The sequence below is a fragment of the Burkholderia sp. AU28863 genome (genome assembly GCF_002223195.1).
In the GTDB taxonomy this organism is placed as follows: Bacteria; Pseudomonadota; Gammaproteobacteria; order Burkholderiales; family Burkholderiaceae; genus Burkholderia; species Burkholderia sola.
This window is the reverse complement of record NZ_NKFE01000005.1, coordinates 2,116,810-2,142,562: the sequence shown is the minus strand read 5'-3', so window position 1 is coordinate 2,142,562 and position 25,753 is coordinate 2,116,810. Positions and strand designations below refer to the sequence as shown.

The 25,753-nt window shown below is 65.3% G+C and carries 18 protein-coding genes; 12 read left to right on the top strand and 6 right to left on the bottom strand.

The window, feature by feature from the left end:
• Positions 1-62 precede the first annotated feature (62 nt).
• The 8 genes from CFB81_RS26275 to CFB81_RS26240 all read left to right on the top strand — a co-directional run bounded on the left by CFB81_RS26275 (position 63) and on the right by CFB81_RS26240 (position 9,556).
• The gene (locus tag CFB81_RS26275) at positions 63-1,244 is read left to right on the top strand and encodes an isovaleryl-CoA dehydrogenase (protein ID WP_069620662.1); all 1,182 of its coding nucleotides are present in this window, start codon (positions 63-65) and stop codon (positions 1,242-1,244) included.
• 31 nt (positions 1,245-1,275) lie between these two features.
• Positions 1,276-2,883, top strand: coding sequence for a carboxyl transferase domain-containing protein (locus CFB81_RS26270; protein ID WP_069620663.1), 1,608 nt, complete (start codon positions 1,276-1,278; stop codon positions 2,881-2,883).
• 19 nt (positions 2,884-2,902) lie between these two features.
• Positions 2,903-3,688, top strand: a complete 786-nt coding sequence (locus CFB81_RS26265) for an enoyl-CoA hydratase/isomerase family protein (RefSeq protein WP_089436998.1) — start codon at positions 2,903-2,905, stop codon at positions 3,686-3,688.
• Between the two features lie 36 nt (positions 3,689-3,724).
• On the top strand, positions 3,725-5,725 hold the full coding sequence (locus CFB81_RS26260; RefSeq protein ID WP_089436997.1) for an acetyl/propionyl/methylcrotonyl-CoA carboxylase subunit alpha: 2,001 nt from the start codon (positions 3,725-3,727) through the stop codon (positions 5,723-5,725).
• 516 nt (positions 5,726-6,241) lie between these two features.
• Positions 6,242-6,673 (top strand): STM2901 family protein, encoded by a 432-nt coding sequence (locus CFB81_RS26255; protein ID WP_089436996.1) that lies wholly within the window; start codon positions 6,242-6,244, stop codon positions 6,671-6,673.
• Positions 6,673-7,011: a DUF1493 family protein gene (locus tag CFB81_RS26250; protein WP_089436995.1), complete on the top strand. Its 339-nt coding sequence runs from the start codon at positions 6,673-6,675 to the stop codon at positions 7,009-7,011. The genes CFB81_RS26255 and CFB81_RS26250 overlap by 1 nt, the downstream gene beginning before the upstream one ends.
• A gap of 184 nt (positions 7,012-7,195) precedes the next feature.
• The gene (locus CFB81_RS26245; protein WP_069620667.1) at positions 7,196-7,399 is read left to right on the top strand and encodes a hypothetical protein; all 204 of its coding nucleotides are present in this window, start codon (positions 7,196-7,198) and stop codon (positions 7,397-7,399) included.
• A 42-nt stretch (positions 7,400-7,441) separates the two neighbouring features.
• Positions 7,442-9,556 (top strand): phosphocholine-specific phospholipase C, encoded by a 2,115-nt coding sequence (locus tag CFB81_RS26240; protein WP_089436994.1) that lies wholly within the window; start codon positions 7,442-7,444, stop codon positions 9,554-9,556.
• On the opposite strand, the gene CFB81_RS36275 is transcribed toward CFB81_RS26240, so the two are convergent.
• Entirely contained in the window at positions 9,487-9,759 is a 273-nt protein-coding gene (locus CFB81_RS36275) for a hypothetical protein (protein WP_179236066.1), read from the bottom strand. The genes CFB81_RS26240 and CFB81_RS36275 overlap by 70 nt on opposite strands.
• A gap of 203 nt (positions 9,760-9,962) precedes the next feature.
• On the opposite strand from CFB81_RS36275, the gene CFB81_RS26230 reads away from it, so the two are divergent.
• The 4 genes from CFB81_RS26230 (at position 9,963) to CFB81_RS26220 (ending at position 13,183) form a co-directional block, all read left to right on the top strand.
• Complete coding sequence (locus tag CFB81_RS26230) at positions 9,963-11,105, top strand: DUF2827 domain-containing protein (protein WP_089436992.1); 1,143 nt, start codon at positions 9,963-9,965, stop codon at positions 11,103-11,105.
• Positions 11,106-11,429: 324 nt separating this feature from the next.
• Entirely contained in the window at positions 11,430-11,615 is a 186-nt protein-coding gene (locus tag CFB81_RS36270) for a hypothetical protein (protein WP_179236064.1), read from the top strand.
• A 276-nt stretch (positions 11,616-11,891) separates the two neighbouring features.
• Positions 11,892-12,695, top strand: a complete 804-nt coding sequence (locus CFB81_RS26225) for an EAL domain-containing protein (protein WP_069620671.1) — start codon at positions 11,892-11,894, stop codon at positions 12,693-12,695.
• A 71-nt stretch (positions 12,696-12,766) separates the two neighbouring features.
• Positions 12,767-13,183: a hypothetical protein gene (locus tag CFB81_RS26220; RefSeq protein WP_179234952.1), complete on the top strand. Its 417-nt coding sequence runs from the start codon at positions 12,767-12,769 to the stop codon at positions 13,181-13,183.
• A gap of 24 nt (positions 13,184-13,207) precedes the next feature.
• On the opposite strand, the gene CFB81_RS26215 is transcribed toward CFB81_RS26220, so the two are convergent.
• The 5 genes from CFB81_RS26215 to CFB81_RS35765 form a co-directional block, all read right to left on the bottom strand.
• Complete coding sequence (locus tag CFB81_RS26215) at positions 13,208-14,344, bottom strand: DUF2827 family protein (RefSeq protein ID WP_089436991.1); 1,137 nt, start codon at positions 14,342-14,344, stop codon at positions 13,208-13,210.
• 28 nt (positions 14,345-14,372) lie between these two features.
• A complete protein-coding gene (locus CFB81_RS26210) occupies positions 14,373-15,527 on the bottom strand; it encodes a DUF2827 domain-containing protein (protein ID WP_089436990.1) in 1,155 nt (384 codons plus the stop codon).
• Between the two features lie 14 nt (positions 15,528-15,541).
• Complete coding sequence (locus tag CFB81_RS26205) at positions 15,542-16,687, bottom strand: DUF2827 domain-containing protein (protein WP_089436989.1); 1,146 nt, start codon at positions 16,685-16,687, stop codon at positions 15,542-15,544.
• 386 nt (positions 16,688-17,073) lie between these two features.
• Positions 17,074-17,742, bottom strand: a complete 669-nt coding sequence (locus CFB81_RS26200; protein WP_089436988.1) for an OmpA family protein — start codon at positions 17,740-17,742, stop codon at positions 17,074-17,076.
• A 120-nt stretch (positions 17,743-17,862) separates the two neighbouring features.
• Positions 17,863-25,449 (bottom strand): ESPR-type extended signal peptide-containing protein, encoded by a 7,587-nt coding sequence (locus CFB81_RS35765; protein WP_143328640.1) that lies wholly within the window; start codon positions 25,447-25,449, stop codon positions 17,863-17,865.
• Positions 25,450-25,753 lie beyond the last annotated feature (304 nt).

The window sequence follows — 25,753 nt, the reverse complement described above, 5'->3', positions numbered from 1 at the left end:
TTCGATTTGAGTGAAACTCAGAAATCGGTGAGTGCGACACACTTTCTGGAGACGGAGGAGACATGATCAACCTGCCCGGCGTGCAATTCATGCTCGGTGAAGACATCGAGATGCTGCGCGACGCCGTCGCGACGTTTGCGGCGAAGGAAATCACGCCGCGCGCGGCGGAGGTCGACCGCACCGACCAGTTCCCGATGGATCTGTGGAAGAAGTTCGGCGATCTCGGCGTGCTCGGCATGACCGTCTCCGAGGAATACGGCGGCGCGAACATGGGCTACACCGCGCACATGGTCGCGATGGAGGAGATCTCGCGCGCGTCGGCGTCGATCGGCCTGTCGTACGGCGCGCACTCGAACCTGTGCGTGAACCAGATCCACCGCAACGGCACCGAAGCGCAAAAACGGAAATACCTGCCGAAGCTCGTGTCCGGCGAACACATCGGCGCCCTCGCGATGAGCGAGCCGAATGCCGGCTCCGACGTCGTCAGCATGAAGCTGCGCGCGGACAAGCGCGGCGATCGCTACGTGCTCAACGGCACGAAGATGTGGATCACCAACGGCCCCGACTGCGACACGCTCGTCGTCTACGCGAAGACGGACGTCGAGGCCCATTCGCGCGGCATCACCGCATTTATCGTCGAGAAGGGGATGAAGGGCTTCTCGGTCGCGCAGAAGCTGGACAAGCTCGGCATGCGCGGTTCGCACACGGGTGAGCTCGTGTTCCAGGACGTCGAGGTGCCGGAAGAGAACATCCTCGGCCAGTTGAACGGCGGCGTGAAGGTGCTGATGAGCGGCCTCGACTACGAGCGCGCGGTGTTGTCGGGCGGCCCGACGGGCATCATGGCCGCGTGTCTCGACGCGGTGGTGCCGTACATCCACGACCGCAAGCAGTTCGGCCAGTCGATCGGCGAATTCCAGCTGATCCAGGGCAAGGTCGCCGACATGTACACCACGTTCCAGGCGTGCCGCGCGTACCTGTACGCAGTCGGCCGCCATCTGGACTCGGCGGGCAGCGACCACATTCGCCAGGTACGCAAGGACTGCGCGGGGGTGATCCTCTATACGGCCGAGAAGGCGACGTGGATGGCCGGCGAGGCGATCCAGATTCTCGGCGGCAACGGCTACATCAACGAATACCCGGTCGGCCGCCTGTGGCGCGATGCGAAGCTGTACGAGATCGGCGCCGGCACGAGCGAGATCCGCCGGATGCTGATCGGCCGCGAGCTGTTCGCGGAAACGATGTAACGCCCCACGTCACGCGAACGGAGCCCCGTCGATGCCGATCATCGAATCGAAACTGAACCCGCGTTCGGAAGACTTCCGCGCGAATGCCGCGGCGCTCGAGGCGGTCGTTGCCGACCTGCGCGCGAAGATCGAACGGCTCGCGCAAGGCGGCGGGCAGGCCGCGCGAGACAAGCACCTGTCGCGCGGCAAGCTGCTGCCGCGCGACCGCATCGCGCAACTGCTCGATCCGGGCGCGCCGTTCCTCGAGTTCTCGCAGCTCGCCGCGAACGGCATGTACAACGACGACGCGCCGGGCGCGGGCGTCATCACCGGGATCGGCCGCATTGCCGGCCGCGAATGCGTGATCGTGTGCAACGACGCGACGGTCAAGGGCGGCACCTACTACCCGATCACCGTGAAGAAGCACGTGCGTGCGCAGGAAATCGCCGCCGAAAACCGGCTGCCATGCGTGTATCTCGTCGATTCGGGCGGCGCGAACCTGCCGAACCAGGACGACGTGTTCCCCGATCGCGATCACTTCGGCCGCATCTTCTTCAACCAGGCGACGATGTCGGCCGCGGGGATCGCGCAGATCGCCGTCGTGATGGGCTCGTGCACGGCGGGCGGCGCGTACGTGCCGGCGATGAGCGACGAGTCGATCATCGTGAAGGACCAGGGCACGATTTTCCTGGGCGGCCCGCCGCTCGTGAAGGCCGCGACCGGCGAGGAAGTGAGCGCCGAGGATCTCGGCGGCGGCGACGTGCATACGCGCCTGTCGGGCGTGGCCGACCATCTCGCGCAGAACGACGCGCATGCGCTGTCGATCGCACGCAACATCGTCGGTCACCTCGCGCCGAAGATCGCGCCGCCGATCGCGCTGCGCGAGCCGAAGCCGCCGCGCTACGACGCGAAGAGCCTGTACGGCGTGATTCCGGTCGACACGCGCAAGCCGTTCGACGTGCGCGAGGTGATCGCACGCATCGTCGACGATTCCGAATTCGACGAATTCAAGGCGCGCTTCGGCACGACGCTCGTCACGGGCTTCGCGCACATCTGGGGCCATCCGGTGGGGATCGTCGCGAACAACGGCATCCTGTTCTCCGAATCGGCCGTGAAGGGCGCGCATTTCATCGAGCTGTGCTGCCAGCGCAAGATCCCGCTCGTGTTCCTGCAGAACATCACGGGTTTCATGGTCGGTCGCAAGTACGAGAACGAAGGCATCGCGCGGCATGGCGCGAAGATGGTGACGGCCGTGTCGAACGCGAAGGTGCCGAAGTTCACGGTGATCATCGGCGGCTCGTTCGGCGCCGGCAACTACGGGATGTGCGGCCGCGCGTTCGGCCCGCGTTTCCTGTGGATGTGGCCGAATGCACGAATCTCGGTGATGGGCGGCGAACAGGCTGCGTCGGTGCTCGCGACCGTGCGTCGCGACGGCATCGAGGCGAAGGGCGGTTCGTGGTCGCCCGAGGAAGAGGATGCGTTCAAGCAGCCGATCCGCGACCAGTACGAACGCCAGGGCCATCCGTATTACGCGAGCGCGCGGCTGTGGGACGACGGCGTGATCGATCCCGCGCAGACGCGCGACGTGCTCGGGCTCGGCCTCGCCGCGTCGATGAACGCGCCGATCGACGACACGCGCTTCGGCGTGTTCCGCATGTAACGCCCGGGAGGACCGACCGATGCGATACGAAACGATCAAGGTAAGCGAAGCCGGCCGCGTGGCGACCGTCACGCTCGCGCGTCCCGACGTGCGCAACGCATTCAACGAGACGACGATCGCCGAGCTGACCACCGCGTTCGAATGGCTCGATGCGCACGAAGGCGTGCGCGCGATCGTGCTCGCCGCGGAAGGCGCCGCGTTCTGCGCGGGCGCGGACCTGAACTGGATGAAGAGGATGGCCGGTTATTCGGACGACGAGAACCGCGCCGATGCGCGCAAGCTCGCGCGGATGCTCGAAGCGATCCATCGCTGCGGCAAGCCGGTGATCGCGCGCGTGCATGGCGATGCGTATGCGGGCGGCGTGGGCCTCGTCGCGGCGGCCGACATTGCGATCGCCGCGGACGGCGTGAAGTTCTGCCTGTCGGAAGCGCGGCTCGGGCTGATTCCCGCGACGATCGCGCCGTACGTCATCCGTGCGATGGGCGAGCGCGCGGCGCGGCGCTACTTCACGACGGCCGAAGTGTTCGACAGCGCGCGCGCCGCATCGCTCGGCTTCATTCACGATGCGGTGCCGGCCGACGCGCTCGACGAAACGGTCGCGAAGCTGGCCGCGACGCTCGTCGCGAACGGCCCCGATGCGGTGAGGGCGTGCAAGCGGCTCGTTGCGGACGTGGCCGGGCGCGCGCTCGACGCGACGCTGATCGAGCAGACCGCCGACTGGATCGCGAGGACCCGCGCCGGCGCGGAAGCGCGCGAAGGGATCGCGTCCTTCCTCGAAAAGCGCACGCCATCGTGGCGCGAATGATCGCGTGACCTTAACCTTCCGGACGACATCGAAGCCATGTTCGACAAGATTCTGATCGCCAACCGCGGCGAAATCGCGTGCCGCGTCGCCGCGACGTGCAAACGTCTCGGGATCGCGAGCGTCGCCGTCTATTCCGACGCGGATGCGAACGCGAAACACGTGGCCGCGTGCGACGAGGCCGTGCATATCGGCGGCTCGGCCGCGGCAGACAGTTACCTGCGCGTCGAGCGCATCATCGAAGCCGCGCGCGCGACCGGCGCGCAGGCAATTCACCCCGGCTACGGCTTTCTGTCGGAGAACGAAGATTTCGCGCACGCGTGCGAAGAGGCCGGCATCGTGTTCATCGGGCCGCCGGTCGACGCGATCGCGGCGATGGGCTCGAAGGCTGCCGCGAAGGCGCTGATGCACGCGGCCGCCGTGCCGCTCGTGCCGGGCTATCACGGCGACGACCAGGATGCGGCCAATCTGCATCGCGAAGCCGACCGGATCGGCTACCCGGTGCTGCTGAAGGCGAGCGCGGGCGGTGGCGGCAAGGGGATGCGCGTGGTCGAGCGCTCCGACGATTTCCCGGCGGCGCTCGCGTCGTGCCAGCGCGAAGCGGCCAGCAGCTTCGGCAACGATCGCGTGCTGATCGAGAAATACCTGACGCGCCCGCGTCACGTCGAAGTGCAGGTGTTCGGCGACACGCACGGCAATACCGTCTACCTGTTCGATCGCGACTGCTCGGTGCAGCGTCGTCACCAGAAGGTGCTCGAGGAAGCGCCGGCGCCCGGTTTGCATGCGGACGTGCGCCAGGCGATGGGCGAAGCGGCCGTCGCGGCCGCGCGCGCGGTGGGCTACGTCGGTGCGGGCACCGTCGAATTCATCATGACGGGCGAAGCGTTCTACTTCATGGAGATGAACACGCGCCTGCAAGTCGAGCATCCGGTGACCGAGATGGTCACGGGGCTCGATCTCGTCGAATGGCAATTGCGCGTCGCGTCGGGTGAGCCGCTGCCGCTGAAGCAGGAAGAGTTGCACGTGCACGGCCATGCGCTCGAGGCGCGCCTGTACGCGGAGAACCCCGCACGCGGCTTCCTGCCGTCGACGGGTACGCTGAAGCATCTGCGGTTGCCGGCAGGCGTCGAATTCGACATCGGGGCGGCCGTGCGCGTCGACAGCGGCGTGCGCGAGGGCGATGCGATCACGCCGTTCTACGATCCGATGATCGCCAAGCTGATCGTGCACGGCGCGGATCGCGCGGAAGCATTGAGCCTGATGCTGCGTGCGCTGCGCGCGTGCGAAGTGGTCGGCCTGCATACCAACGCCGCGTTCTTGCAGCGGATCGTCGCATGCGCGCCGTTCGCGATCGCCGATCTCGACACGGGCCTGATCGAGCGCAACCACGATGCGCTGTTCGCGCCGCAACAGCCGCCGCGTGCGATGCTCGCACTCGCATGTGCCGCGCTCCTGGCACGCGAGCGTGGCGGCGCCGCGCAGGACGGCGCGTCGCCGTGGTGTTCGCTGCCGGACTGGCGGCTGAACGGCGGCTATCGCCGCACGCTCGAATGGCGTGCGACCGATCGCGAAGCGGACGTGACGGTTGCGTACGAGGACGACGGCGCCGGCACGCGCGTCGCGATCGGCGACGCCGCCGCGCAACCGTTCGCGTGGACGCGCGGCGCCACGCCGCTCGATTTCGACGTGACGCTGGGCGGCGTGCGCAGCAGCGGCCGCGTGTATGCGGACGGCGACACGTTCCACGTGTTCACGCAGGGCGCGGCCGAGACGTTCGAATGGCGCAACCTGCTCGCGCATGCGGGGGACGCCGAGCAGGGCGGCGGCCGCCTGACCGCGCCGATGCCCGGCAAGGTGATCGCGGTGCTGGTCGAGCCGGGGCAGAAGGTCGAAGCCGGCACGCCGCTGATCGTGATGGAAGCGATGAAGATGGAGCACACGATCGGCGCGCCGAGCGCGGGCGTCGTCGCGGAAGTGCTGTACGGCGTCGGCGATCAGGTCGCGGACGGTGCGCAGTTGCTGATGATGGCGGAAGGCTGAGCGTTGCATACGCGTGAGGGCCGTTGCCGGCTCTCACGCAGGGGCCATCGTGCCCCGTATCATCCGAGCGCCCCGACGCCATCCGGCTGTGGATACTTGATGTGCCTGCATCAGGACGACATTGCATTCTTGTGTCGCGACCGTCGCACTCGTCGCGCATAGACAAAAACAAATAATTCGCGTGTCGCATCTTCCAGATTTTTGAATAATCCGGAGATTCTCGTCGGTGACCGGCCGCTCGACATGCGCTGCCTTGCACCGGATTGCCCATTGCAACAGTCGTTCAAAGATCGAAACCGGACCCTGTCCAACTTCTTCGCCAAAACGCACTGCCTGCTTCCTCTTGTGGAGAAAGGCCACACGCGATCGCGACTGCTTTCCGGAGTGCCCGGAAAGTCAGGCTCGATTGGAGAAACAGCTGCGCGTTTCCGCCCATGTGCGACATGGCTGCGTTAGCGTAACCGCCGGGATGTGCAGCCCGGTGTCCTGCGCAATGTAGCCGAGAGAAAGACTGAGATGGCGAACAAATATAAATACGGGATTCATATCGACCGTACCCCGCCAGAGCTTTTCTGCCTGATTGTTATCGACGTGGCCTGTGATGAATTGGGTATCGATGATGCTGTCGGGATCGCAATGATTTTGTTAGGTCAGAGGTTCGTGCCGACCAGAGGGAAATTCGGCGGAACGGTCAAGGGGCCTTCGATCGCATCCAGGACATCGAGAAAGGTGTTGCCCTATGAACTCAAGTACAAAATTCTGCCGACGGTAACGTCATTCAGGAGCCTCCTGCTGCTCAAGATCAAATTTACCCGGGAGTTCGGCGCCTTTGTCGGGCGGGCCGTACCGGTGGTCGGCTGGATCATTACCGCCATCGATATATCAGTGATCATGTATCGCTCGACAGTCACGTACAATGGCTTGGTCAAGCAGGAGGATCGCTTTTGATGGACGGTCGTCTGACAGAGATGGTGCGGGATGAGGCCGATTCGCCACTATGGGGTGAGCTCGAGATTACCGAGGACACGGATCTCTGCATCGATCTTGAAATTTCCGACAGGGCCATGTTGAGATTGATACGGAGATTTTCGGAAACGTTTGGTGTCGATATTTCCGATTTCGACATTGATTATTATTACCCGTCCCGGAAACTGGGATTGGGTCGATTCTTGATGACGGTATTCAGGTCGCCATTCAGCGCCGACGCCAGGGACAAAATACTGGAGCGTCCGCTCACGATCAAAATGATGGAGGCGGCGATTGAAACCGGGCGGTGGACGATGTAGCGGCTCGAAAAAGGGCCAGTCGATGGCGCACCTGCGATTTCCGCACCAACGCGGGGATCTGTCTGCGCGTCGGCTGCTGTCGCTCGACACCGTCGTGTAACAAGTCGAACATAGCATCTCGGCGTCGATATGACCGGCGCGGGTTCGCGTCCGCGTCACGTCATCATCCTCACGGAGAACCGTTATGCGAACGTCGGCCCTACGGCCTTTCGCGGTCGCCGGTCTGGTCGTGCTGAGCGCCGTCCTCGGCGCCTGCAACGACGACCTGACCGCACCCGCCGCGCCCGTCGCGCAGCAGAAGGCCGCGTGCGGCGGCGCCGTGGTCGCCACCGCGCAGATGCGCTGCCCGCCGGGCTTCACCGCGCCTGCTTCGTCGCCCGCTTCCTGATACCGGCCGTTTCCACCAGAAATCCCATCAAGCGCAACCAGCATGGCCATCCATTCTCGACGCGATTTTCTGAAGTTCTCGGCCGGCCTCGCCGGCGCGACCGCCGCCACCGCACTGCTGCCGGAATCGATCCGCAAGGCGCTGGCGATCGAGCCGAACACCGTGACGGGCACGATCCAGGATGTGCAGCACATCGTCGTGTTCATGCAGGAGAACCGTTCGTTCGACCACTACCTCGGACACCTGAGCGGCGTGCGCGGCTACAACGACCGCTTCCCGGTCACGCTGCCGAACGGCAAGCCGGTGTGGTTCCAGCCGCGCCAGGAAGACAAGTCGAGCGTGATCGCACCGTTCCGCTACGACACGACCAACCCGGGCGTCAACGCGCAATGTATCGGCGGCCTGCCGCATACGTGGGCGACGACGCACGGCGCGATCGACAACGGCCGCGCGGACCAGTGGGCCGTGCAGAAGTCGAACATGACGATGGGCTATCACGTTCGCGACGACATCCCGTTCCATTACGCGCTCGCGGATGCGTTCACGGTGTGCGACAACTACTTCTGCTCGATCCCGGGCAACACGCACCCGAACCGCATGTACCTGATGACGGGCATGGTCGATCCGCTCGGCACGGGAGGCGGCCCGCTGCTCGACAACACCGACTACATCGACAACCAGTTCGACAAGGTCCAGTTGCCGCCCTTCAACTGGGCGACCTACCCGGAGCGGCTCGAAAAAGCCGGCATCTCGTGGCAGATCTATCAGCAGGGCACCGGGTTCGACAACTTCACCGGCAACTACGGCACGAACATGCTCGCGTGCTTCAACAACTTCGTGAACGCGCCGGCCGGTTCGTCGCTGCAGACGCGCGGGATGAGCACGCGCCCGATCACGCAGCTCAAAGCGGACGTGCAGGCGAACGCGCTGCCGCAGGTGTCGTGGCTGCTGCCGCCGGCCGCGTATTCGGAGCATCCGAAGTTCACGCCGCTGTACGGTGCGTACTACCTGTCGACGATCCTCGATGCGCTGACGTCCAATCCGGACGTGTGGAGCAAGACGGTCCTGCTGATCATGTACGACGAAAACGACGGCTTCTTCGACCATGTCGTGCCGCCGTCGGCGCCGACGCTGCCCGGCTCGGGCATGAGCACCGTGGACGTATCGCTCGAGCGGCACAACGTCGTGACCGCGACGCAAGCCGGCACCTATACGGCCGACAACCTGCCGTACGGCCTTGGCCCGCGCGTGCCGATGTTCGTCGTGTCGCCGTGGTCGAAGGGCGGCTTCGTGTGCTCGCAGGTGTTCGATCACACGTCGGTGCTGCAATTCATCGAGAAGCGCTTCGGCGTGATGGAGACCAACATCTCGCCGTGGCGCCGCGCGATCTGCGGCGACCTGACGTCGGCGCTCGACTTCTCGAAGTCGGATGCGACGCTGCCGACCCTGCCGAGCACGCAGGCGTATGTCGCGCAGGCGGATCTGCAATGCTCGCGCGCGTCGTCGCAGACCGCGCCGGCCAGCACCGCGCAGCAGATCGTGACCGCGCAGGAACCCGGCACGCGGCCGGCCCGCGCGCTACCGTACGAATTGCACGTGACCGGCCAGCTGCAGGCGCAAGGCTATGCGGTGACGTTCGCGAATACCGGCACGCAGGGCGCGCACTTCTGGGTCTATACGGGCGACCCCACCGCGATGCCGCGCCGCTATACGGTCGAAGCGGGCAAGCAGTTGACCGATACGTGGGCGCTCGATGCGAACGGCAACTACCTGGTGAGCGTGTGGGGGCCGAACGGCTATTTCCGGCGCTTCGCGGGTTCGGCCGCCGCGGATGGCGCTGCCAAGCCTGAAATCATGCCGTGCTACGACACCGCGAACGGCGACGTTTACGTGACGATTGCCAATGCCGGCACCGGCCCGCTCACCGTCACGGTAACCGATGTCGCGTACGGCGGCGTGGCGCGCACGCTGACGGTCCCGGCGGGGCAGCGCGTCGAAGCGCATTGGGACCTGTCGTGCAGCAGCCACTGGTACGACCTGCAGTTCGCCGTGGCGGGCAATGCCGGCTGGACGCGCCGCATCGCGGGTCACGTCGAAACCGGCAAGCCGAGCATCACCGACCCGGCGGCCGTCACGCCAACGATCGCGGCGATCTGACGACGGCAACCGATGCGACGACGCGCCGGCCGGTCGCATTCGGCCGGCGCGTCGCGTTTACCGGTCGATGACGGTGCGGCGGCTGCGTCGGCGATTCGCGCGGTGCGCTTCAGCGTGGCGCCGCGCCCGGAAGCGCTTTCCCGCGAGCGCCGCGCCGGTTCGTCGTGGAGGATCTGGAGGACTTGCGCGGCGTCGTGTTCCATTCGATGATCGCGGTGCGTTGAGGTCGCCAGTTGCCCGCTCGAATGCCGCGAGAAAAACCGGCTGCCGGGCGGCGCGAGCATCGCATAACGGTCGGGCGGATGGGCACGGCCGGACCGGCCGCTGACCATCCCTGACAGTGTGCGGCCGGCGCTCCGCTAGAATGCGCCATGCCATCCCCATTCAACTTTCCATCCCGCCGACGATGACGTCTCCTGTCCTGACCGGCCTGCGCATCGGTATCACGATCGGATTGCGTGCCCCCGACGAAAGCCTGTGGATCAACGGCATCAAGCAGAACGCGCTGTTTCTCGCGAAGCTGTTGATGGCGTCGCCGCACGGTTACCGTGTGACGCTGGTCAACACGACCGACGTGCCGCTGACCGACGCCCTGCCGTGGGATCGCGGCGTGTACGACACGCGCGCGTTCGCCGACATGAAGGATGCGCTCGACGTGGTGATCGAACTCGGCGGGCAGATCGATGGCGAGCAGACGGCCTACCTGAAAGCGCGCGGCGCGAAGCTCGTCAGCTATTGCTGCGGGGTCGAGTACATCAACGCGATGGAGTCGATGCTGTTCGGCCGCCGGTTGTGGGAGTCGCTGTTCATCAACCGCGGCTACGACGAGGTGTGGGCGATTCCGCAGATCGCGCCGTCGTCGCTGCCGTTCCTGCAGTCGCTGCGCCGCTGTCCGGGGCGCGTCGTGCCGTTCGTGTGGGATCCGATGTTCCTGACCGAGCGCGCGCAGTCGCTGCCCGAGCACGGCGAATACCGGCCGCGCAGCGAGCCCGGCAAGCGGCTCACGGTGATGGAGCCGAACCACAACGTCGTGAAGTTCTGCGTGTATCCGATGCTGATCATCGACGAAGCGTATCGCCGCGACCCCGACGCGATCTGCTTCACGCACGTGACGAACGCCGATCGCCTCGCACACGACAGCCCCGAGTTCGTGATGCTGATGAACTACCTGGATATCGTGCGCGCCGGCAAGGCGAGCTTCGTCGGGCGCTTCGATACGCCGCTGTTCCTGGCCGACCTGACCGATATCGTCGTGTCGCACCAATGGTCGAACCCGCTGAACTATTTCTATTTCGACGTGTGCTGGCAGGGTTATCCGCTCGTGCACAACGCGAGTCTCGCGCCCGATCTGGGCTACTACTATCCGGACAACGACGTGCAGCAGGGCGCCGATGCGCTGCTGCGCGCGCTCCATACGCACGACGACGATTGGCAAGCGTATGCGCGGCGCCAGCGCGAGATCCTTCGCCGTTACACGTCGGCGAATCCGGCGCTCGTCGCCGAGTACGACGCGCTGCTCGCGAACCTGATCGGCGCGCCGGCCGCCTGAGGCCGGGTTTCCGCGGCGCACGTTCGTTGCGCCCCGCCCGTCTTGCGCCGTCGGGTTTGTCCCGCCCTCATGTCTGACGAAATGATGCCGTTAAAAAAGAAACCGACGAACCCGATGGGTTCGTCGGTTTTGAAGGCACGAAATTGACGGCTCCGAGGGAAGTCCGTCAAAAACAAGTTTATAGGTTAACAAATTGGAAAGATTGTTAAATATGTTTCGATCTATAATCTTCATATAATTGAAGTTGGTATTATCGGTTAGGCAGTGGATATTCCTGTTAGGCATTCAATAATATCGTTTGAAACGTGAAAATTGCGTGCTGCGATGATCGAATGGCACGCGGCGGCAGGCGTGGCGCGGGAGACCGCATGCAAGGAGAGCGGCATGTCGCCCCGACATATCGAGCGCGGGCGCTACTTCATTGCATGGTATTTATCTGATCAATTGACGGTTTCCTGTTTCTCGCAACAAGCAAATTCGGGAAAAGACGATTCGGATAAAACCGTCTGAATGAAAAAAAGTAAGCGATTCGGATTTGAGGTTCGCGTAATTCGCGTTGTGTAACCTGTCGCACTGTCGGCAGTGTGCGTGCGTGGTGTATTTCAAGTAATCGAATATCGTAAAAATATCGAATTTGACGGCGCCGAAGCGACCAGTACGCTCCCCGGAAAAAATCGACATACAGGATGGGCCGGGTAGGCGGCGGAGCGCGTCGAGGTTGGTGCGTTCCGCCTGGGTGTTGAGGTCGAGCCGCGATCGGCGGCTCGCCATTTGCCGGAGCGCCGGATGAATGCGGTCGAAGCTCGCCAGGAGGCGAATCGGAAAGCGAATCGCGACGAAATCGATCTCGTGTTCGGCGCGCGCGACGATCACCCCGACCTTGCGTCGGTACGCAGTTTCGTCGAAAGCCGGCTCGGATTCGCGCACGAGCCCGTGTGCCGCGCCGACCTGTCTGGCGGCGTGCTGTACGAGGAGCGCCTGGCGCGGTTGCGGTGGGGCGAGCGCGATGCGCTGCCGCCGCTCGCCTTCCTGCCGCGCCTCGAATCGCTCGGGCTGATGCGCTGGTTCGACCGGCTGGTGGTCGGCCGCACGATCGATGCGCTGCGCGCCGATCCGGGCGCCGTGTACGGTTGCAACGTCGCGGCGGCAAGTGCGGTCGTGGACGACGCGTGGCTCGCGATTTTCAGGCGGCTCGAGCGCGAGCCGTCGGTGGCGGCGCGGCTGGTCGTCGAGATCACGGAGACGGGGCCGTTGAACCCCGTCGCGGGCCGGTCGTTCGTGTACCGCTTCCGGCAGGCCGGGTGCCGGATCGCGATCGACGATTTCGGTGTCGGTTTCAGTGCATTGAACAATCTGGTGGTCGGCAATCCCGACATCGTGAAGCTCGACCGCTCGATCCTGTCGATGATCAAGCACAACGCGATCGGGCGCTACCAGTTCCGGCGGCTGATCGCGTTTGCGCATGAAGGTGCGCGGCACGTCGTCGTCGAAGGCGTGGAAAGCGAGACTGACCGGCAGATGATCGTGGATGCCGGCGTCACGTGGGCGCAGGGCATTCGCTTTTCATGGCGATCGCCGGCCGCCGCGTGACCGCGGGAACGGGCAGGGCGGCGCGCGGGGTGCGCGTCGGGGGCGGGACGAGTCGCAAAAGGAGCGTGGGCATGGCGGGGACGAAAGCCGGAGGCGGAACGGGCACGCAGGCAACCGATGTGCGCGACCTGGTCGCGATCGCCGAATTGGCCGACATACTGGGGCAACTGGGCGCCGAATCGACCGATGCGCCGATCGACGTCGCGCCCTGTCTGGACGGCCTGACACGCGTCGCGCGCCGCATTCGGCGGATGAGCCTGCTCGATGCGGGTGGCCGCGAGCTGGCGGCCCGGCACTATTATGCGGGCGTCATCGCCGGCGCGTGCGGCGACGAGTCGGCGATCGCGCGCGGCGTATCCGACAGCCTCGTCCGGCAATCGGCCGACGCAGGCCGGCCGGCAGCCCGTTGTTTCGCGATGCTCGCGCGCATCGGGCGGCGGCATGGCCGTGCGTTCGCCGCACAAAGCGGCGACCGGGTACTGGCGTAACGCAACCGGCGCGTGCGCGGGCAATCAGCCGAGCGGGCGGCCGGCAAACAGGTGCTGGATCTGCGTGGAATAGGCGCGGACGTTGTGCTCGGCGAGCGTGTCGACCTGGTGCAGGCAGTGGCGGGCGGCCGCCGCGTAGTCGTCGAGCCGTGCGTCGTGCGTCTGCGCGGCGGTCGCGATCGCGCGCGCCGCATCGAAGATCTCGAAGTCCGGATAGTAGTAGCCGACGTCGCGCAGGAACGGCGAGTTGTGCACGAGCGGGTAGTTGCCGTACAGCGCGTCGTACAGCAGGTAGTTCAGGCCGTTTTCCCAGTGGTGCGACACGACGATGTCGGTGTGATGCGCGGCCCACGCGACGAACGGCGCGCGCACGTCGGCGGTGGCCTTGCCGTCGCGCACCATCTCGAGCCCGAGCGCGAGATGCTTGAAGGCGACGTTTTCCTTCTTGTCGAACGTGTTGGTCATGTACACGTGCTCGACGAGCTCCGGATGCTCGACGTAGCACGCGTTCGCGGCGAGCATCGGCACGATCGCGCTCTTCACGACGTTCAGGTTCGGCTCGAAGAACGCGATGCGCTTGGCCGGGCCGTGGTTGCGATAGCCGAAGCGTGCCTTCAGTTCAGGGTCCGCGTCGAGGCTGCGTTCGATGAAATACGGCGACCAGATATGCGGCAGCTCGATCACCGGCGCGCGGTACACGGCCTGGAAATACGCGGCGCACGTGTGCATGTGCTGCGGATTGGTCCAGATCTCGTCGAACTGCACGCGGTGCGGGTTCGGCCGCCAGTCGTTCTTCTCGAAGTTGATCGTCTCGACCGCGATCACGTAGTCGTTGCCGAAGCGATACGACACGCACTTGCCGCCGCGCTGGCGCACGACGTCCGTGTGCGACGGATCGACGAACGCGTTCATCTCGATCAGCAGGTCGGTCTGGTGGACGACGGCCGACAGCGGCCGCAGCGCGTCGCCGAACGCGTCCATCATCAGCGCCTGCGGATACCCGGCGATGCCGTCGTCGTGCGCGAGCCAGACTTCACCGATCAGCGGCGATTGCTTCAGCAGCATGTACAGGTACACGCAGTGCTGGTTCGCGCCGTTGTACCAGATCGACTGCGTCGCGTCGCGCTGCACGTTGATCGTTATCGCGACATTGAGTTTCATCGGCTCGGCTCCGTGGGGCGAGGATCTGTCATGCGTCGCGATAGAGCGTGGCGATCGCGTCCGTATAGGCCGCGACGTTGTCGGGGTTGTAGATGCTGACCGAATCGAGCACGTGCTTCGACTGCTCGCGATACGCGTCGAGGTTCGCGTCGTGCTCGGCGAACGCCTGCAGCAGCGCGCGGCCGCCGGCCTGACAGTCGAAATCCGGATAGAAATACCCGGCCTTGCCGAGGAACGGCGAGTTGTGGATCAGCGGATAGTCGCCGTACAGCAGCTCGTAATACAGGTAGTTCTGCGCGTTCTCCCACGTGTGCGACACCACCGCATCGCCGTACGCGGCCATGAACTCGTACACCGCATAGCGGCTTTCGAACGTCGTGATGCCGTGGTTCACGATGTCGAGGCTCTTCGCGAAGTGGATGAACGTCGCGTGATCCTTCAGGTGGATCGTGTTGCACACGCGCACGAATTCGAGGAATGCCGGATTCGCGCGGTAGGCTTCCTCGGTGACCAGCATCGGAATGATGCTCGTCTTCACCATGCAGATGTTCGGCTCGAACATCGTCACGCGCCAGCGCGGCTTGCCCGGTTGATAGCCGAACGACAAACCGGCACCGAGCGTCGCGCGCGCCTTGTCGAACAGCATCGGATGCCAGATGTGCGGAACGATCGTGACCGGCGCGCGCAGGCCCGTCTGGTAGTAGTGCAGGCACGAGCGCTCGAACTCGGGGATCGTCCACACCGCGTCGTACGGCGCGCCCGAGAACAGGAAGCCCGACGGCTTGTCGAACATCGCGCGTTCGATGTCGATCACATAGTCGTTGCCGACCCGCATCGTGACGACCTTGCCGCCGCGCTCGCGGAACGCGCGCAGATAGTCCGCGCCGAACTGCGCGCTCATTTCGATCAGCACGTCGCAGCGCTCGAGCGCTTCGTCCATCGACAGCAGCGGCACGTTCCACTCGCCGAGCATCATCTGTGGATCGGCAACTTGTTCACCGCCGTTCACCATCACGGCATCCGCGACGAGCGGCGACTGGCGCAGCAGCAGGATCAGCAGCAGGCAGTTCTGGAAAATGCCGTTTTCCCACAGCGACTGGCCGGCGCCGCGCACGAACAGCGACACGCCGACGACGAGACGCTTGCCCTCGCCGGGCGCTTGACGGGCATTGGAGTCCGACATGCGTATGCTCCGGTTCAGGCGACCAGACGCGAGACGAACGCGTCGAGGTTCGCGGGGTTGTCGATCGAGACCGAGTGCAGCAGCCGGTCGGCCTTCGCACGGTAGTCGTCGACGCGTTCGTCGTGATGCAGCCACGCCTCGAGCAGCGCGCGGCCGCCGGCGGCGGCGTCGAAGTCCGGGTAGTAATAGCCGGCGTCGCCGATCAGCGTCGAGTTGTGGATCAGCGGATAGCCGCCGTACAGCACGTCGTAATACAGATAGTTCTGCCCGTTTTCCCAGTGGTGCGACACGACCGCATCCGCGTGGCGCGCCATGAAGCCCGGCAGGTCGATGCGCGGTTCGAACGTCGCCTTGTGCTGGCGCACGAGATCGAGGCTGTTCGCGAAGTGCACGAAGGTCGGATGCGCTTTCATGTGCATCGCGTTGACGACGAACATGTGTTGCACCGCATCAGGCCGTGCACGGTAGAACGCGTCGCACGCGAGCATCGGGTAATGGCACGACTTCACGACCGAGATGTTCGGTTCGAGCATCGCGAGCTTCCATGGCCGCGGGCCGGGCCGATAGCCGAACGTCGCGCCTTCGTCGGCGAGCGCGGCCACGCGGCGCTCGAGGAAGTACGGCGACCAGATGTGCGGCATCAGGTGCACGGGGGCGCGCAGGATCGTCCGCAGCATCGGCGCGGCGGTCTTGTCGTATTGCGGCAGCAGCCACACTTCGTCGAAAGGTGCGCCGTTGAACACGTGCCCCGACGGTTTCCCGAAGATCGGCGTTTCGCCCAGCCCCGCATACACGTGCCCGCAGAAGAACGCGGCGGTCTTCTTTCCGAGCGCCTTCATGTGCCGGAGCCATTCGACCGGCAACTGCGCGCCCATTTCGATCACGACGTCGAGTTCGTGCGTGACGTCGGCGGGTTTCACGAGCGGGATATCGAGGCCGTCGAGTTCGAGGCCGGCCGGCAGTGCGTTGGCGTCGCCACCGTTCAGGAAATAGACGGGGCCGACGCGATCCGAGCGTTTGAGCATCATCGCGAGGAATGCGATGTTCTGGTGAATGCCGTTTTCCCAGATCGCCTGGCCGTCGCGCGCAAACAGCGAGATGCCGACCGCCGGCCGTTGCTTGCGGGTGCCGCCCGCGGCGGCTTCATTGATGTCCGTCACCGGTTGTTTCCTCTGCGGCGTCGTGCGTCCGGCATCGCGTCGAGCGTCTGGCCGGCAGCGGCGCGCCGTGGATCGTCATGGTTGGATTCGCGCCGGTGCGCTGCGGTGCGCGAATCGGGCGACGAGATTCGCGAAGGCGGCAGCCGGATTCCGGCGTGTCGTCGGGCACGCGTGGCACGGCGCGCGTCGGGCAGGCTGCCCTGGCGACTGTTTGCGGCGATTGTGGCATGGAAACCGCCGGTTTTGGCGGCGCGTGACGAACTTTGACATAGCCGCCGGCCAACGGGAGCGGGCGCAGGCGAAGCGGCGCCCGGCGGTCCGGCGGAATTCCGGCGCGGCGCTGTGGCCTGCCGGATCGCGCGGCCGCATGGGCGGCCGCAGGCGCCTCAGTGCTGCAGCCGGATTTCGACGCGACGGTTGCTGGCGCGGCCTTCCGGCGTCGCGTTCGAGGCGACCGGATCGGCCTTGCCGCGGCCTGAGACCGTCATCGAATCGGTCTTCAGCCCATGCGCCTTCAGATAGGCGGCGACCGATTCGGCGCGGCGCTTCGACAGCGCGAGGTTGTAGTCGTCGCTGCCCACCGAGTCGGTGAAGCCGGTGACCGTCACCAGCGAGTACGTGCGCTCGGCGCGCTCGCTCAGCAGCCGGTCCAGCGATTCGCGCGCGGTCGGCGCGAGCGTCGCGCGATCGGTCGCGAACAGCGCGTCGCCCGACAGGTTCACGCGTTCGACGACCGCGGCAGCGGGTGCGGGTGTGGCGCTCGAGGCCGCCTCGGCCGGCGCGGCGCCGCACTGGAAGACCAGCGTGGCCGGATCGGATTTGTCGCGCAGCGCGCGGGCCGAGTCGACGGCGCGCACGGGCGCGTCGCCGCAGATCTTGCGGGCGGCCTTCATGCAGGTCTGCGGGCCCGACAGCAGGCCGTGGCAGTCCACCTGGAAGGTGCGCACGCCGTCGCGCGGCTGCAGTTCGGAGGCGCTGAAGGTCGGGCCGGATGCGGTCGAGCACGCGGCGAGGACCGTTGCGGAAAGCGCGAGCGCAAAAGCGAGTTTGTTCACGGTGACGTCCTTAAAGCTTGGGTTGACCGAGGCCCGCCGCGCGGCGCGCGGCGGGCTCGTCCTGCCGTCGGCGCCGCGGGCGTCCGGCTGGCAAGCCGGACGCGCGGGCGGTGCGACGCGTTACTTCCACTGATACAGCATGCCGGCGCCGATCACCTTCTGACCGCCGCTGAAGCCGCCGTTGACCGACGCTTTCAGGTTCTCCGTGATACGCGCCTGCATGCTGACCGCCATCGCCTTCTGGCCGAGGAAGGTCGACGTGCCCACGCCCATCCCGAAGTTGGCGTCGCGGTCGAGCTGCGGGATCGACGCCATCGCGCCGACGGCCGCGATACCCTGCTTCGCCATCTGGTCGGTTTGCTGCAGTTGCGAACCCAGCGAGTTGATCTGTGCCTGCTGGCCCGACAGTGCCGTCGACAGCGTCGTCTGCACCTGCGTCAACTGGTTCACGTTCACCGCGTCGGTGCCTTGCGTACCCGGCGCGACGTTCGTGATCTGGCGCTGCTGCGTGTCGCTGCCGACCGACACCACGTTCGAACGGCCGCCGTCCGTCGAATTCGCGCCGATCGCCACCGAGTTCGAGCCGGCGGTGACGGTCGGGTGATCGTTGCCGGTGCCGTTCATGTCGGCCGCCACGCCGTTGTTGTTCGCCGCACGCGTCGTGTTGTTGTTGAGCGTCGTCGACAACTGATTCAACTGGTTGTTGATGTTCGTCACGCCAGTCGACAGCGAGGCCACCGTGCTGTTGGTCGAACTCAGGCCGGTCGACAGCGAGCCGAGGCCGGTCGAGGTCGACGTGGACAGCGACGTGAGGTTGCTGTTCGTCGAACTGAGGCCCGTCGACAGCGAGTTGATCGCGGTCGAGGTCGACGTGGACAGCGAGGCCACGTTGCTGTTCGTCGTGCTCAGGCCGGTCGACAGCGAATTGATGCCGGTCGACAGCGACGCGACGTTCGACGCGGTGGACGTCGACAGCGTGTTGAGCGCGTTGTTCGTCGCGTTCAGCTGGCTGCCGTTGATCGCGTCCGTGCTCGTGGCCGAGATCCGGCCCGCGGCGACGTTCGTGATCTGGCGTTCCTGGCCCGGTGCGCCGACGCTCACCACGCCGACCGGCGAGCTGCCCGCGAACGGGTAGGTGACGCCGCCGATCGTGGCGCTCGGGGTGCCGACGGCTGCCGCCGTGACCGAGTTCGCGCCGAGTGCGATCGAGTTCGCGACGTTCGCTTGCGCGTTCGTGCCGAAGGCGAGCGCGTCGGCGGCCGTGGCCTTGGCGGCCGAGCCGTAGGCCTGTGCGCCGGCGGCGCTGGCCGTGGCCTGGCTGCCCAGTGCGATCGTGTTGTCCGCGGTGGCCTGGTTCGAGCTGCCGAGGGCGAGCGCGCTGGCGCCGGTTGCCGTGTTCTGGTTGCCGAGGGACACCGTGCCGTCGCCGGTCGCCGTGTTGTTCGCACCCATCGCCACGGCGCCGGTGCCCGTCGCCACGTTCGGATCGCCGATCGCGACCGCGCCGTCGCCGGACGCCGTGTTGCCGGATCCGATCGATACGGCCTTGCCGCCCGTTGCCGATGCGCTCTGGCCGATCGCGACCGCGCCTGCCGTCTGCGCGTTCGAACCGTCGCCGACTGCGACGCTGCTCGCGCCCGCCGCGCTGGCGTTCACGCCGGCGGCGAGGGCGTTGGTGCCCGTTGCACCCGTATTGTCGTAGTTGGCTTGCTGCACGCCGTTGTCGTTGACGCTGTAGTAGTGCGTCTTCGCGGCGTTGATCGCGGTGGAGGTCGACGTGGACAGCGATGCCACCGAGCTGTTCGTGCTGCTCAGGCCGGTGGACAGCGAGCCGATGCCGGTCGACGTCGACGTGGACAGCGACACGATCGTGCTGTCCGTGCTGCTCAGGCCGGTGGACAGCGAGTTGATGCCGGTCGAAGTCGAGGTCGACAGCGACGTGATCGAGCTGTTCGCCGAGGACAGGCCGGTGGACGTGGAGGTCGACAGCGACGATACCGAGCTGTTGGTCGAGCTCAGGCCGGTGGACAGCGAGTTGATACCGGTCGAGGTCGAGGTCGACAGGGACGTGATCGAGCTGTTCGCCGAGGACAGGCCGGTCGACGTGGAGGTCGACAGCGACGATACCGAGCTGTTGGTCGAGCTCAGACCGGTGGACAGTGAGCTGATGCCCGTCGAGGTCGAGGTCGACAGCGAGGTGATCGAGCTGTTGGCTGACGACAGACCCGTCGAGGTTGAAGTCGACAGGGAATCGATCGAGCTGTTAGCGGACGACAGGCCGGTCGAGGTTGAAGTCGACAGCGACGTAATCGAGCTGTTGGCTGACGAGAGGCCCGTCGAAGTCGAAGTCGACAGGGACGTGATCGAGCTGTTGGCCGAAGAAAGGCCGGTCGAGGTCGAAGTCGACAGCGACGTGATGGAGCTATTCGCCGACGACAGGCCGGTCGACGTGGAGGTCGACAACGACGTCACCGAGCTATCGGTCGAGCTGAGGCCCGTCGACAGCGAATTGATACCCGTCGAGGTCGAGGTCGAGAGCGAGGTGATCGAGCTATTGGCCGACGACAAGCCGGTCGAAGTCGAGGTCGACAGGGACGTGATCGAGCTATTGGCCGACGAGAGGCCCGTCGAGGTCGACGTGGACAGGGACGTGATCGAGCTGTTGGCCGACGAGAGGCCCGTCGAGGTCGACGTGGACAGGGACGTGATCGAGCTGTTGGCCGACGAAAGGCCAGTCGAGGTCGAAGTCGACAGCGACGAGATCGAGCTGTTAGCCGACGAGAGACCGGTGGACGTGGAAGTCGACAGCGACGTCAACGAGCTATCGGTCGAGCTAAGGCCTGTCGACAGCGAGTTGATGCCGGTCGAGGTCGAGGTCGACAGCGAGGTGATCGAGCTATTGGCCGACGACAAGCCGGTCGACGTAGAGGTCGACAGCGATGTTACCGAGCTATTGGTCGAGCTGAGGCCCGTCGACAGTGAATTGATACCCGTCGAGGTCGAGGTCGACAACGAGGTGATCGAGCTGTTGGCCGACGACAAGCCGGTCGAAGTCGAGGTCGACAGCGACGTCACCGAGCTATCGGTCGAGCTGAGGCCTGTCGACAGCGAGTTGATGCCCGTCGAGGTCGACGTGGACAACGACGTGATCGAGCTATTCGCCGACGACAAGCCGGTCGACGTAGAGGTCGACAGCGACGTCACCGAGCTATCGGTCGAGCTGAGGCCGGTAGACAGCGAATTGATACCCGTCGAGGTCGACGTCGACAGTGAGGTGATCGAGCTGTTGGCCGACGACAAGCCGGTCGACGTAGAGGTCGACAGCGACGTCACCGAGCTATCGGTCGAGCTGAGGCCCGTGGACAGCGAGTTGATGCCGGTCGAGGTGGACGTGGACAGCGACGACACCGAGCTGTTCGTGCTGCTCAGGCCGGTAGACAGCGAGCCGATACCCGTCGAGGTCGAGGTCGAGAGCGAGGTGATCGAGCTGTTCGCCGACGACAAGCCGGTCGACGTGGAAGTCGACAGCGACGTCACCGAGCTGTTGGTCGAGCTGAGGCCGGTCGACAGCGAATTGATACCGGTCGATGTCGAAGTCGACAGGGACGTGATCGAGCTGTTGGCGGACGAGAGGCCCGTCGACGCCGAGGTCGAGAGCGACGTGATGGAGCTGTTAGCCGACGAGAGGCCGGTCGAGGTCGAAGTGGACAGGGACGTAATCGAGCTATTCGCCGACGAGAGGCCGGTCGAGGTCGAAGTGGACAGCGACGTGATCGAGCTATTCGCCGACGACAAGCCGGTCGACGTAGAGGTCGACAGCGACGTCACCGAGCTATCGGTCGAGCTGAGGCCCGTCGACAGCGAATTGATACCCGTCGAGGTCGAAGTCGACAGCGAGGCGATCGAGCTATTCGCCGACGACAAGCCGGTCGACGTAGAGGTCGACAGCGACGTCACCGAGCTATCGGTCGAGCTGAGACCGGTGGACAGCGAGTTGATGCCGGTCGAAGTCGACGTGGACAGGGACGCAATCGAGCTATTCGCCGACGACAGGCCTGTCGACGTGGAGGTCGACAGCGACGTTACCGAGCTATTGGTCGAGCTGAGGCCGGTGGACAGCGAGTTGATGCCGGTCGAGGTCGACGTGGACAGGGACGCAATCGAGCTATTCGCCGACGACAAGCCGGTCGACGTGGAGGTCGACAGCGACGTCACCGAGCTATTGGTCGAGCTGAGGCCGGTGGACAGCGAATTGATACCCGTCGAGGTCGAGGTCGACAGCGAGGTGATCGAGCTATTCGCGGACGACAGACCCGTCGAAGTCGACGTCGACAGCGACGAAATGGCGCTGGTCGCGGTACCGACTTGTTGGGCGACGGAGTAAAGCTGGCTGCCGTTGATGGCGTCGGTACTGGTCTCGGTTACTTGGCCGGCGGCGACGTTGGTGATCTGCCGTTCCTTGTTGAGGTCGCCGACGCTGACGGTGCCGACCGGCGTGGCGCCGGCGAATCCGCCGAACGTCACGCCGTTGACGGTCGCGCTGCTCGTCGGGGTGGCCGCGGCGGTCGCCGAGTTCGCGCCGAGCGCGACGGAGTTGTTCGTGCCGGCGACGGCGCCGGTGCCGATGGCGACGGCGTCGGTGCCCGTCGCGGTGCTGTCGGCGCCGGTCGAGTTCGCGTGGAAGTACTTGATGCCCTGGCTGTTGATGTTGTTGATCGCCGAGCCCACGCTGTTGGCCGTCGATGTCGTGCCGTTCGCGTTGTACGTGGTGTACGCCGGAGCCGAGACCTTGCCCGTCGTCGGGTCGTACGTCGAACCACCGCCCAGTGCTGACGCGGTGCTGTTACCCAGGTTGTCTGTCTTCGTCGAGACCGAGCTGAGGCCGGTGGACAGCGAGTTGATGCCAGTCGAAGTCGAGGTGGACAGCGAGGTGATCGAGCTGTTGGCCGACGACAGGCCCGTCGACGTGGAAGACGAAAGCGACGTCACCGAGCTGTTTGCCGAGCTGAGGCCGGTGGACAGCGAGTTGATGCCGGTCGAAGTCGAGGTCGACAGCGAGGTGATCGAGCTGTTGGCCGACGACAGGCCCGTCGACGTGGAGGACGAAAGCGACGTCACCGAGCTGTTAGCCGAGCTGAGGCCGGTGGACAGCGAGTTGATGCCGGTCGAAGTCGAGGTCGACAGCGAGGTGATCGAGCTGTTGGCCGACGACAGGCCCGTCGACGTGGAGGACGACAGCGACGTCACCGAGCTGTTTGCCGAGCTGAGGCCGGTGGACAGCGAGTTGATGCCGGTCGAGGTGGAGGTCGACAGCGACGTGATCGAGCTGTTGGCCGACGACAGGCCGGTCGACGTGGAGGACGAAAGCGACGTCACCGAGCTGTTGGTCGAGCTGAGACCGGTGGACAGCGAATTGATGCCGGTCGAGGTGGAGGTCGACAGGGACGTGATCGAGCTGTTGGCCGACGACAGGCCCGTCGACGTGGAAGACGAAAGCGACGTCACCGAGCTGTTGGTCGAGCTGAGGCCGGTGGACAGCGAATTGATGCCGGTCGAAGTCGAGGTGGACAGCGAGGTGATCGAGCTGTTGGCCGACGACAGGCCCGTCGACGTGGAAGACGAAAGCGACGTCACCGAGCTGTTAGCCGAGCTGAGGCCGGTGGACAGCGAGCTGATGCCGGTCGAAGTCGACGTCGACAGCGAGGCGATCGAGCTATTCGCCGACGACAGACCCGTCGACGTGGAAGTCGACAAGCTGACGATGCTCGACGTCGTGGTGCTGGCCACCGCGTAAAGCTGGCTGCCGTTGATCGCGTCCGTGCTGCTTGCACCGATCAAGCCGGCCGCCACATTCTGGATGCGGCGCTCGGAACCGGCGGCGCCCACACTCACAACGCCAGCGGCCGAATTCGCGCCGGCATAGGTACCGAATGTCTGACTTCCGATCGTCGTGCTGCTGACAGCACCGGTGCCGCCCGTCGCTGTACCGGCGGCAGCGGTCGTGGTCGCACCTGGGCCGAGCGCAACCGAGCCCGTCACGTTCGCATTGGCGCCAGCCCCGAAGGCCAGTGCATTCGTCGCGCCGGATACTGCGGTATCGCCGATCGCGATGCCGCCGGCCGCCGTAGTCGTACTGCTATTGCCCAGTGCAACCGAGCCCTGGCCGATCGCACTGTTGCTGTTGCCGATTGCCACGGCGCCGTTCGCCGCCGTCGTTCCCGCTGCATTGCCTGCGGCGACGTTGTTTGCACCCAGCGTCACGGCACCCGTGCCGTTCGCAATGTTCGGATCGCCGATCGCCACCGCGCCGTTACCGCTCGCGGTCTGTTGACTGCCGATCGCAACGGCGCCGACCCCGGACTTGACAGTCGAACGGTAACCAATCGCCGTTGAACCCAAACCGGCCGTCGACGACACGCTCGAGGTATCGCCGATTGCAACCGACGAATTCGCCCCCGCCGTTGAAGTATTTCCCAGTGCCACAGCGGCGGAACCCGCGGCGGTCGACTGATTGCCGGCAGCCAGCGTAGCGAAATTCGACGCGACGGTTCCGATACCCAGCGCCGTTGCGTTCGTGCCGCTTGCATTCGCGCCGAGGCCAAATGCCGAGGCTTGTCCGGCCGACGCGGTAGCGGTCGCACCGACGGCGGTTGCATTCGCGGCCGTTGCGGCCGCTTTGTTGCCGAGCGCGATCCCGTTCCCGCCCGACGCAACGGCCGTCACACCGATGGCGGTATCCTGTGCACCACTTGCAGTGGCTTGATTGCCGATAGCCGTTGCATCCGTGTTCGACGCAACCGCAGCAAAGCCGGCCGCGTAACTCGTGGGCCCGGTGGCGCTTGCGTTGAAGCCAGTTGCCATGCTGTTGGCCCCGGATGCCTTGGCGCCACCACCCAGTGCAATTGCATTGCCACCTGTCGAAGATGCTGCAGCCCCGACTGCGACGTTATTCGTTATCGAGGTGTTCCCCGCGACCCCCGCAACCGCGCCGTCGCCTTGCGCGATGCCGTATGCACCGTTGACGGTCGCGCCGCGGCCGACTGCAATACCCGACGTGGCGGCCGACGCGACGGACGACTGCCCGCCGATCGCGATGCCGTCCGACGCGGCGGACTGCGCGCCCTTCGTTGCGTTGCTGCCGATGGCGACTGCGCCCGCGCCCGAAGCGATGGTCGAGTTTGCCTGCGACAGCGGCGTCGTTCCGTTGCCGCCTGCGCCGCCGATCGCGACGGAGTTCAGCGCGTTCGCCGTCGAGCCGAAGCCGAGTGCGGTCGCGCCGGCACCGCTGGCGGTGGTTTCGAGGCCGGCCGCGACGCCCCAGAGGCCGGCCGACGATTGCATGCCGGTGGCGACGGCGCCGTTGCCGGTCGCCTGCGCGAACGAGCCGTATACCGTGACACCAGTCCAGCCGTTGCCGTTGGAGTTACATCCGGCTACGACCGAATACGTGCCGGAGCCGTCGCCGGCCTGGTTTTGCGTACCACCCGGGTTGACGCGGCCGACCGCGCCGTTGCTTCCGGTGAAGCAGGTTTGCTGTGTGTTGAGCGTATTGGCTTCGGCCAGTCCGGGCAGGCTGATCGCCAGCGCCGCGACGGCGGCGACCACGACGGCCGACTTGTTCGGCTTGCCCCGTGCCGAATCGATTTCCGATGCAGCGACCCAGGCGCCAAGTGCCTCGTTCCAGATCGAGCGGTATGTGCGGTTCATGTCCTACCTACCTCCAAATGTGCACGCCACACACCGGTCTCTTTTGTTAGAGGATTGCTCCGTGCGCTCGCGCGAATCTCAAAATTGATGGGCGGAGTTTATTGGAGGTCGATTTTGGAGATTGATAAACAGTGATAAATGAAGTGGTTTTAAAGTTAAAGAATGGTTAATACGCTGCGTTTTGATGTGCTGGAGAAAAGCGAATGTCAAGGATGTGAGATTGTGTCGGGCAGCCCACGGACTACTCCGGCAATGAGGGTGATTTTCTATAAAAATCAAATGGTTACGATGGTTTTGTGCGGTG

Bases quoted from the DNA above. Each gene is read 5' to 3' on its own strand.
- CFB81_RS36275 (WP_179236066.1), bottom strand. From the start codon at position 9,759: ATGGAACACGACGCCGCGCAAGTCCTCCAGATCCTCCACGACGAACCG.
- CFB81_RS26225 (WP_069620671.1), top strand. From the start codon at position 11,892: ATGAATGCGGTCGAAGCTCGCCAGGAGGCGAATCGGAAAGCGAATCGC.
- CFB81_RS26245 (WP_069620667.1), top strand. From the start codon at position 7,196: ATGCGAACGTCGGCCCTACGGCCTTTCGCGGTCGCCGGTCTGGTCGTG.
- CFB81_RS26230 (WP_089436992.1), top strand. From the start codon at position 9,963: ATGACGTCTCCTGTCCTGACCGGCCTGCGCATCGGTATCACGATCGGA.
- CFB81_RS36270 (WP_179236064.1), top strand. From the start codon at position 11,430: ATGATCGAATGGCACGCGGCGGCAGGCGTGGCGCGGGAGACCGCATGC.
- CFB81_RS26215 (WP_089436991.1), bottom strand. From the start codon at position 14,344: ATGAAACTCAATGTCGCGATAACGATCAACGTGCAGCGCGACGCGACG.
- CFB81_RS26260 (WP_089436997.1), top strand. From the start codon at position 3,725: ATGTTCGACAAGATTCTGATCGCCAACCGCGGCGAAATCGCGTGCCGC.
- CFB81_RS26275 (WP_069620662.1), top strand. From the start codon at position 63: ATGATCAACCTGCCCGGCGTGCAATTCATGCTCGGTGAAGACATCGAG.
- CFB81_RS26240 (WP_089436994.1), top strand. From the start codon at position 7,442: ATGGCCATCCATTCTCGACGCGATTTTCTGAAGTTCTCGGCCGGCCTC.
- CFB81_RS35765 (WP_143328640.1), bottom strand. From the start codon at position 25,449: ATGAACCGCACATACCGCTCGATCTGGAACGAGGCACTTGGCGCCTGG.
- CFB81_RS26265 (WP_089436998.1), top strand. From the start codon at position 2,903: ATGCGATACGAAACGATCAAGGTAAGCGAAGCCGGCCGCGTGGCGACC.
- CFB81_RS26270 (WP_069620663.1), top strand. From the start codon at position 1,276: ATGCCGATCATCGAATCGAAACTGAACCCGCGTTCGGAAGACTTCCGC.
- CFB81_RS26250 (WP_089436995.1), top strand. From the start codon at position 6,673: ATGGACGGTCGTCTGACAGAGATGGTGCGGGATGAGGCCGATTCGCCA.
- CFB81_RS26210 (WP_089436990.1), bottom strand. From the start codon at position 15,527: ATGTCGGACTCCAATGCCCGTCAAGCGCCCGGCGAGGGCAAGCGTCTC.
- CFB81_RS26255 (WP_089436996.1), top strand. From the start codon at position 6,242: ATGGCGAACAAATATAAATACGGGATTCATATCGACCGTACCCCGCCA.
- CFB81_RS26220 (WP_179234952.1), top strand. From the start codon at position 12,767: ATGGCGGGGACGAAAGCCGGAGGCGGAACGGGCACGCAGGCAACCGAT.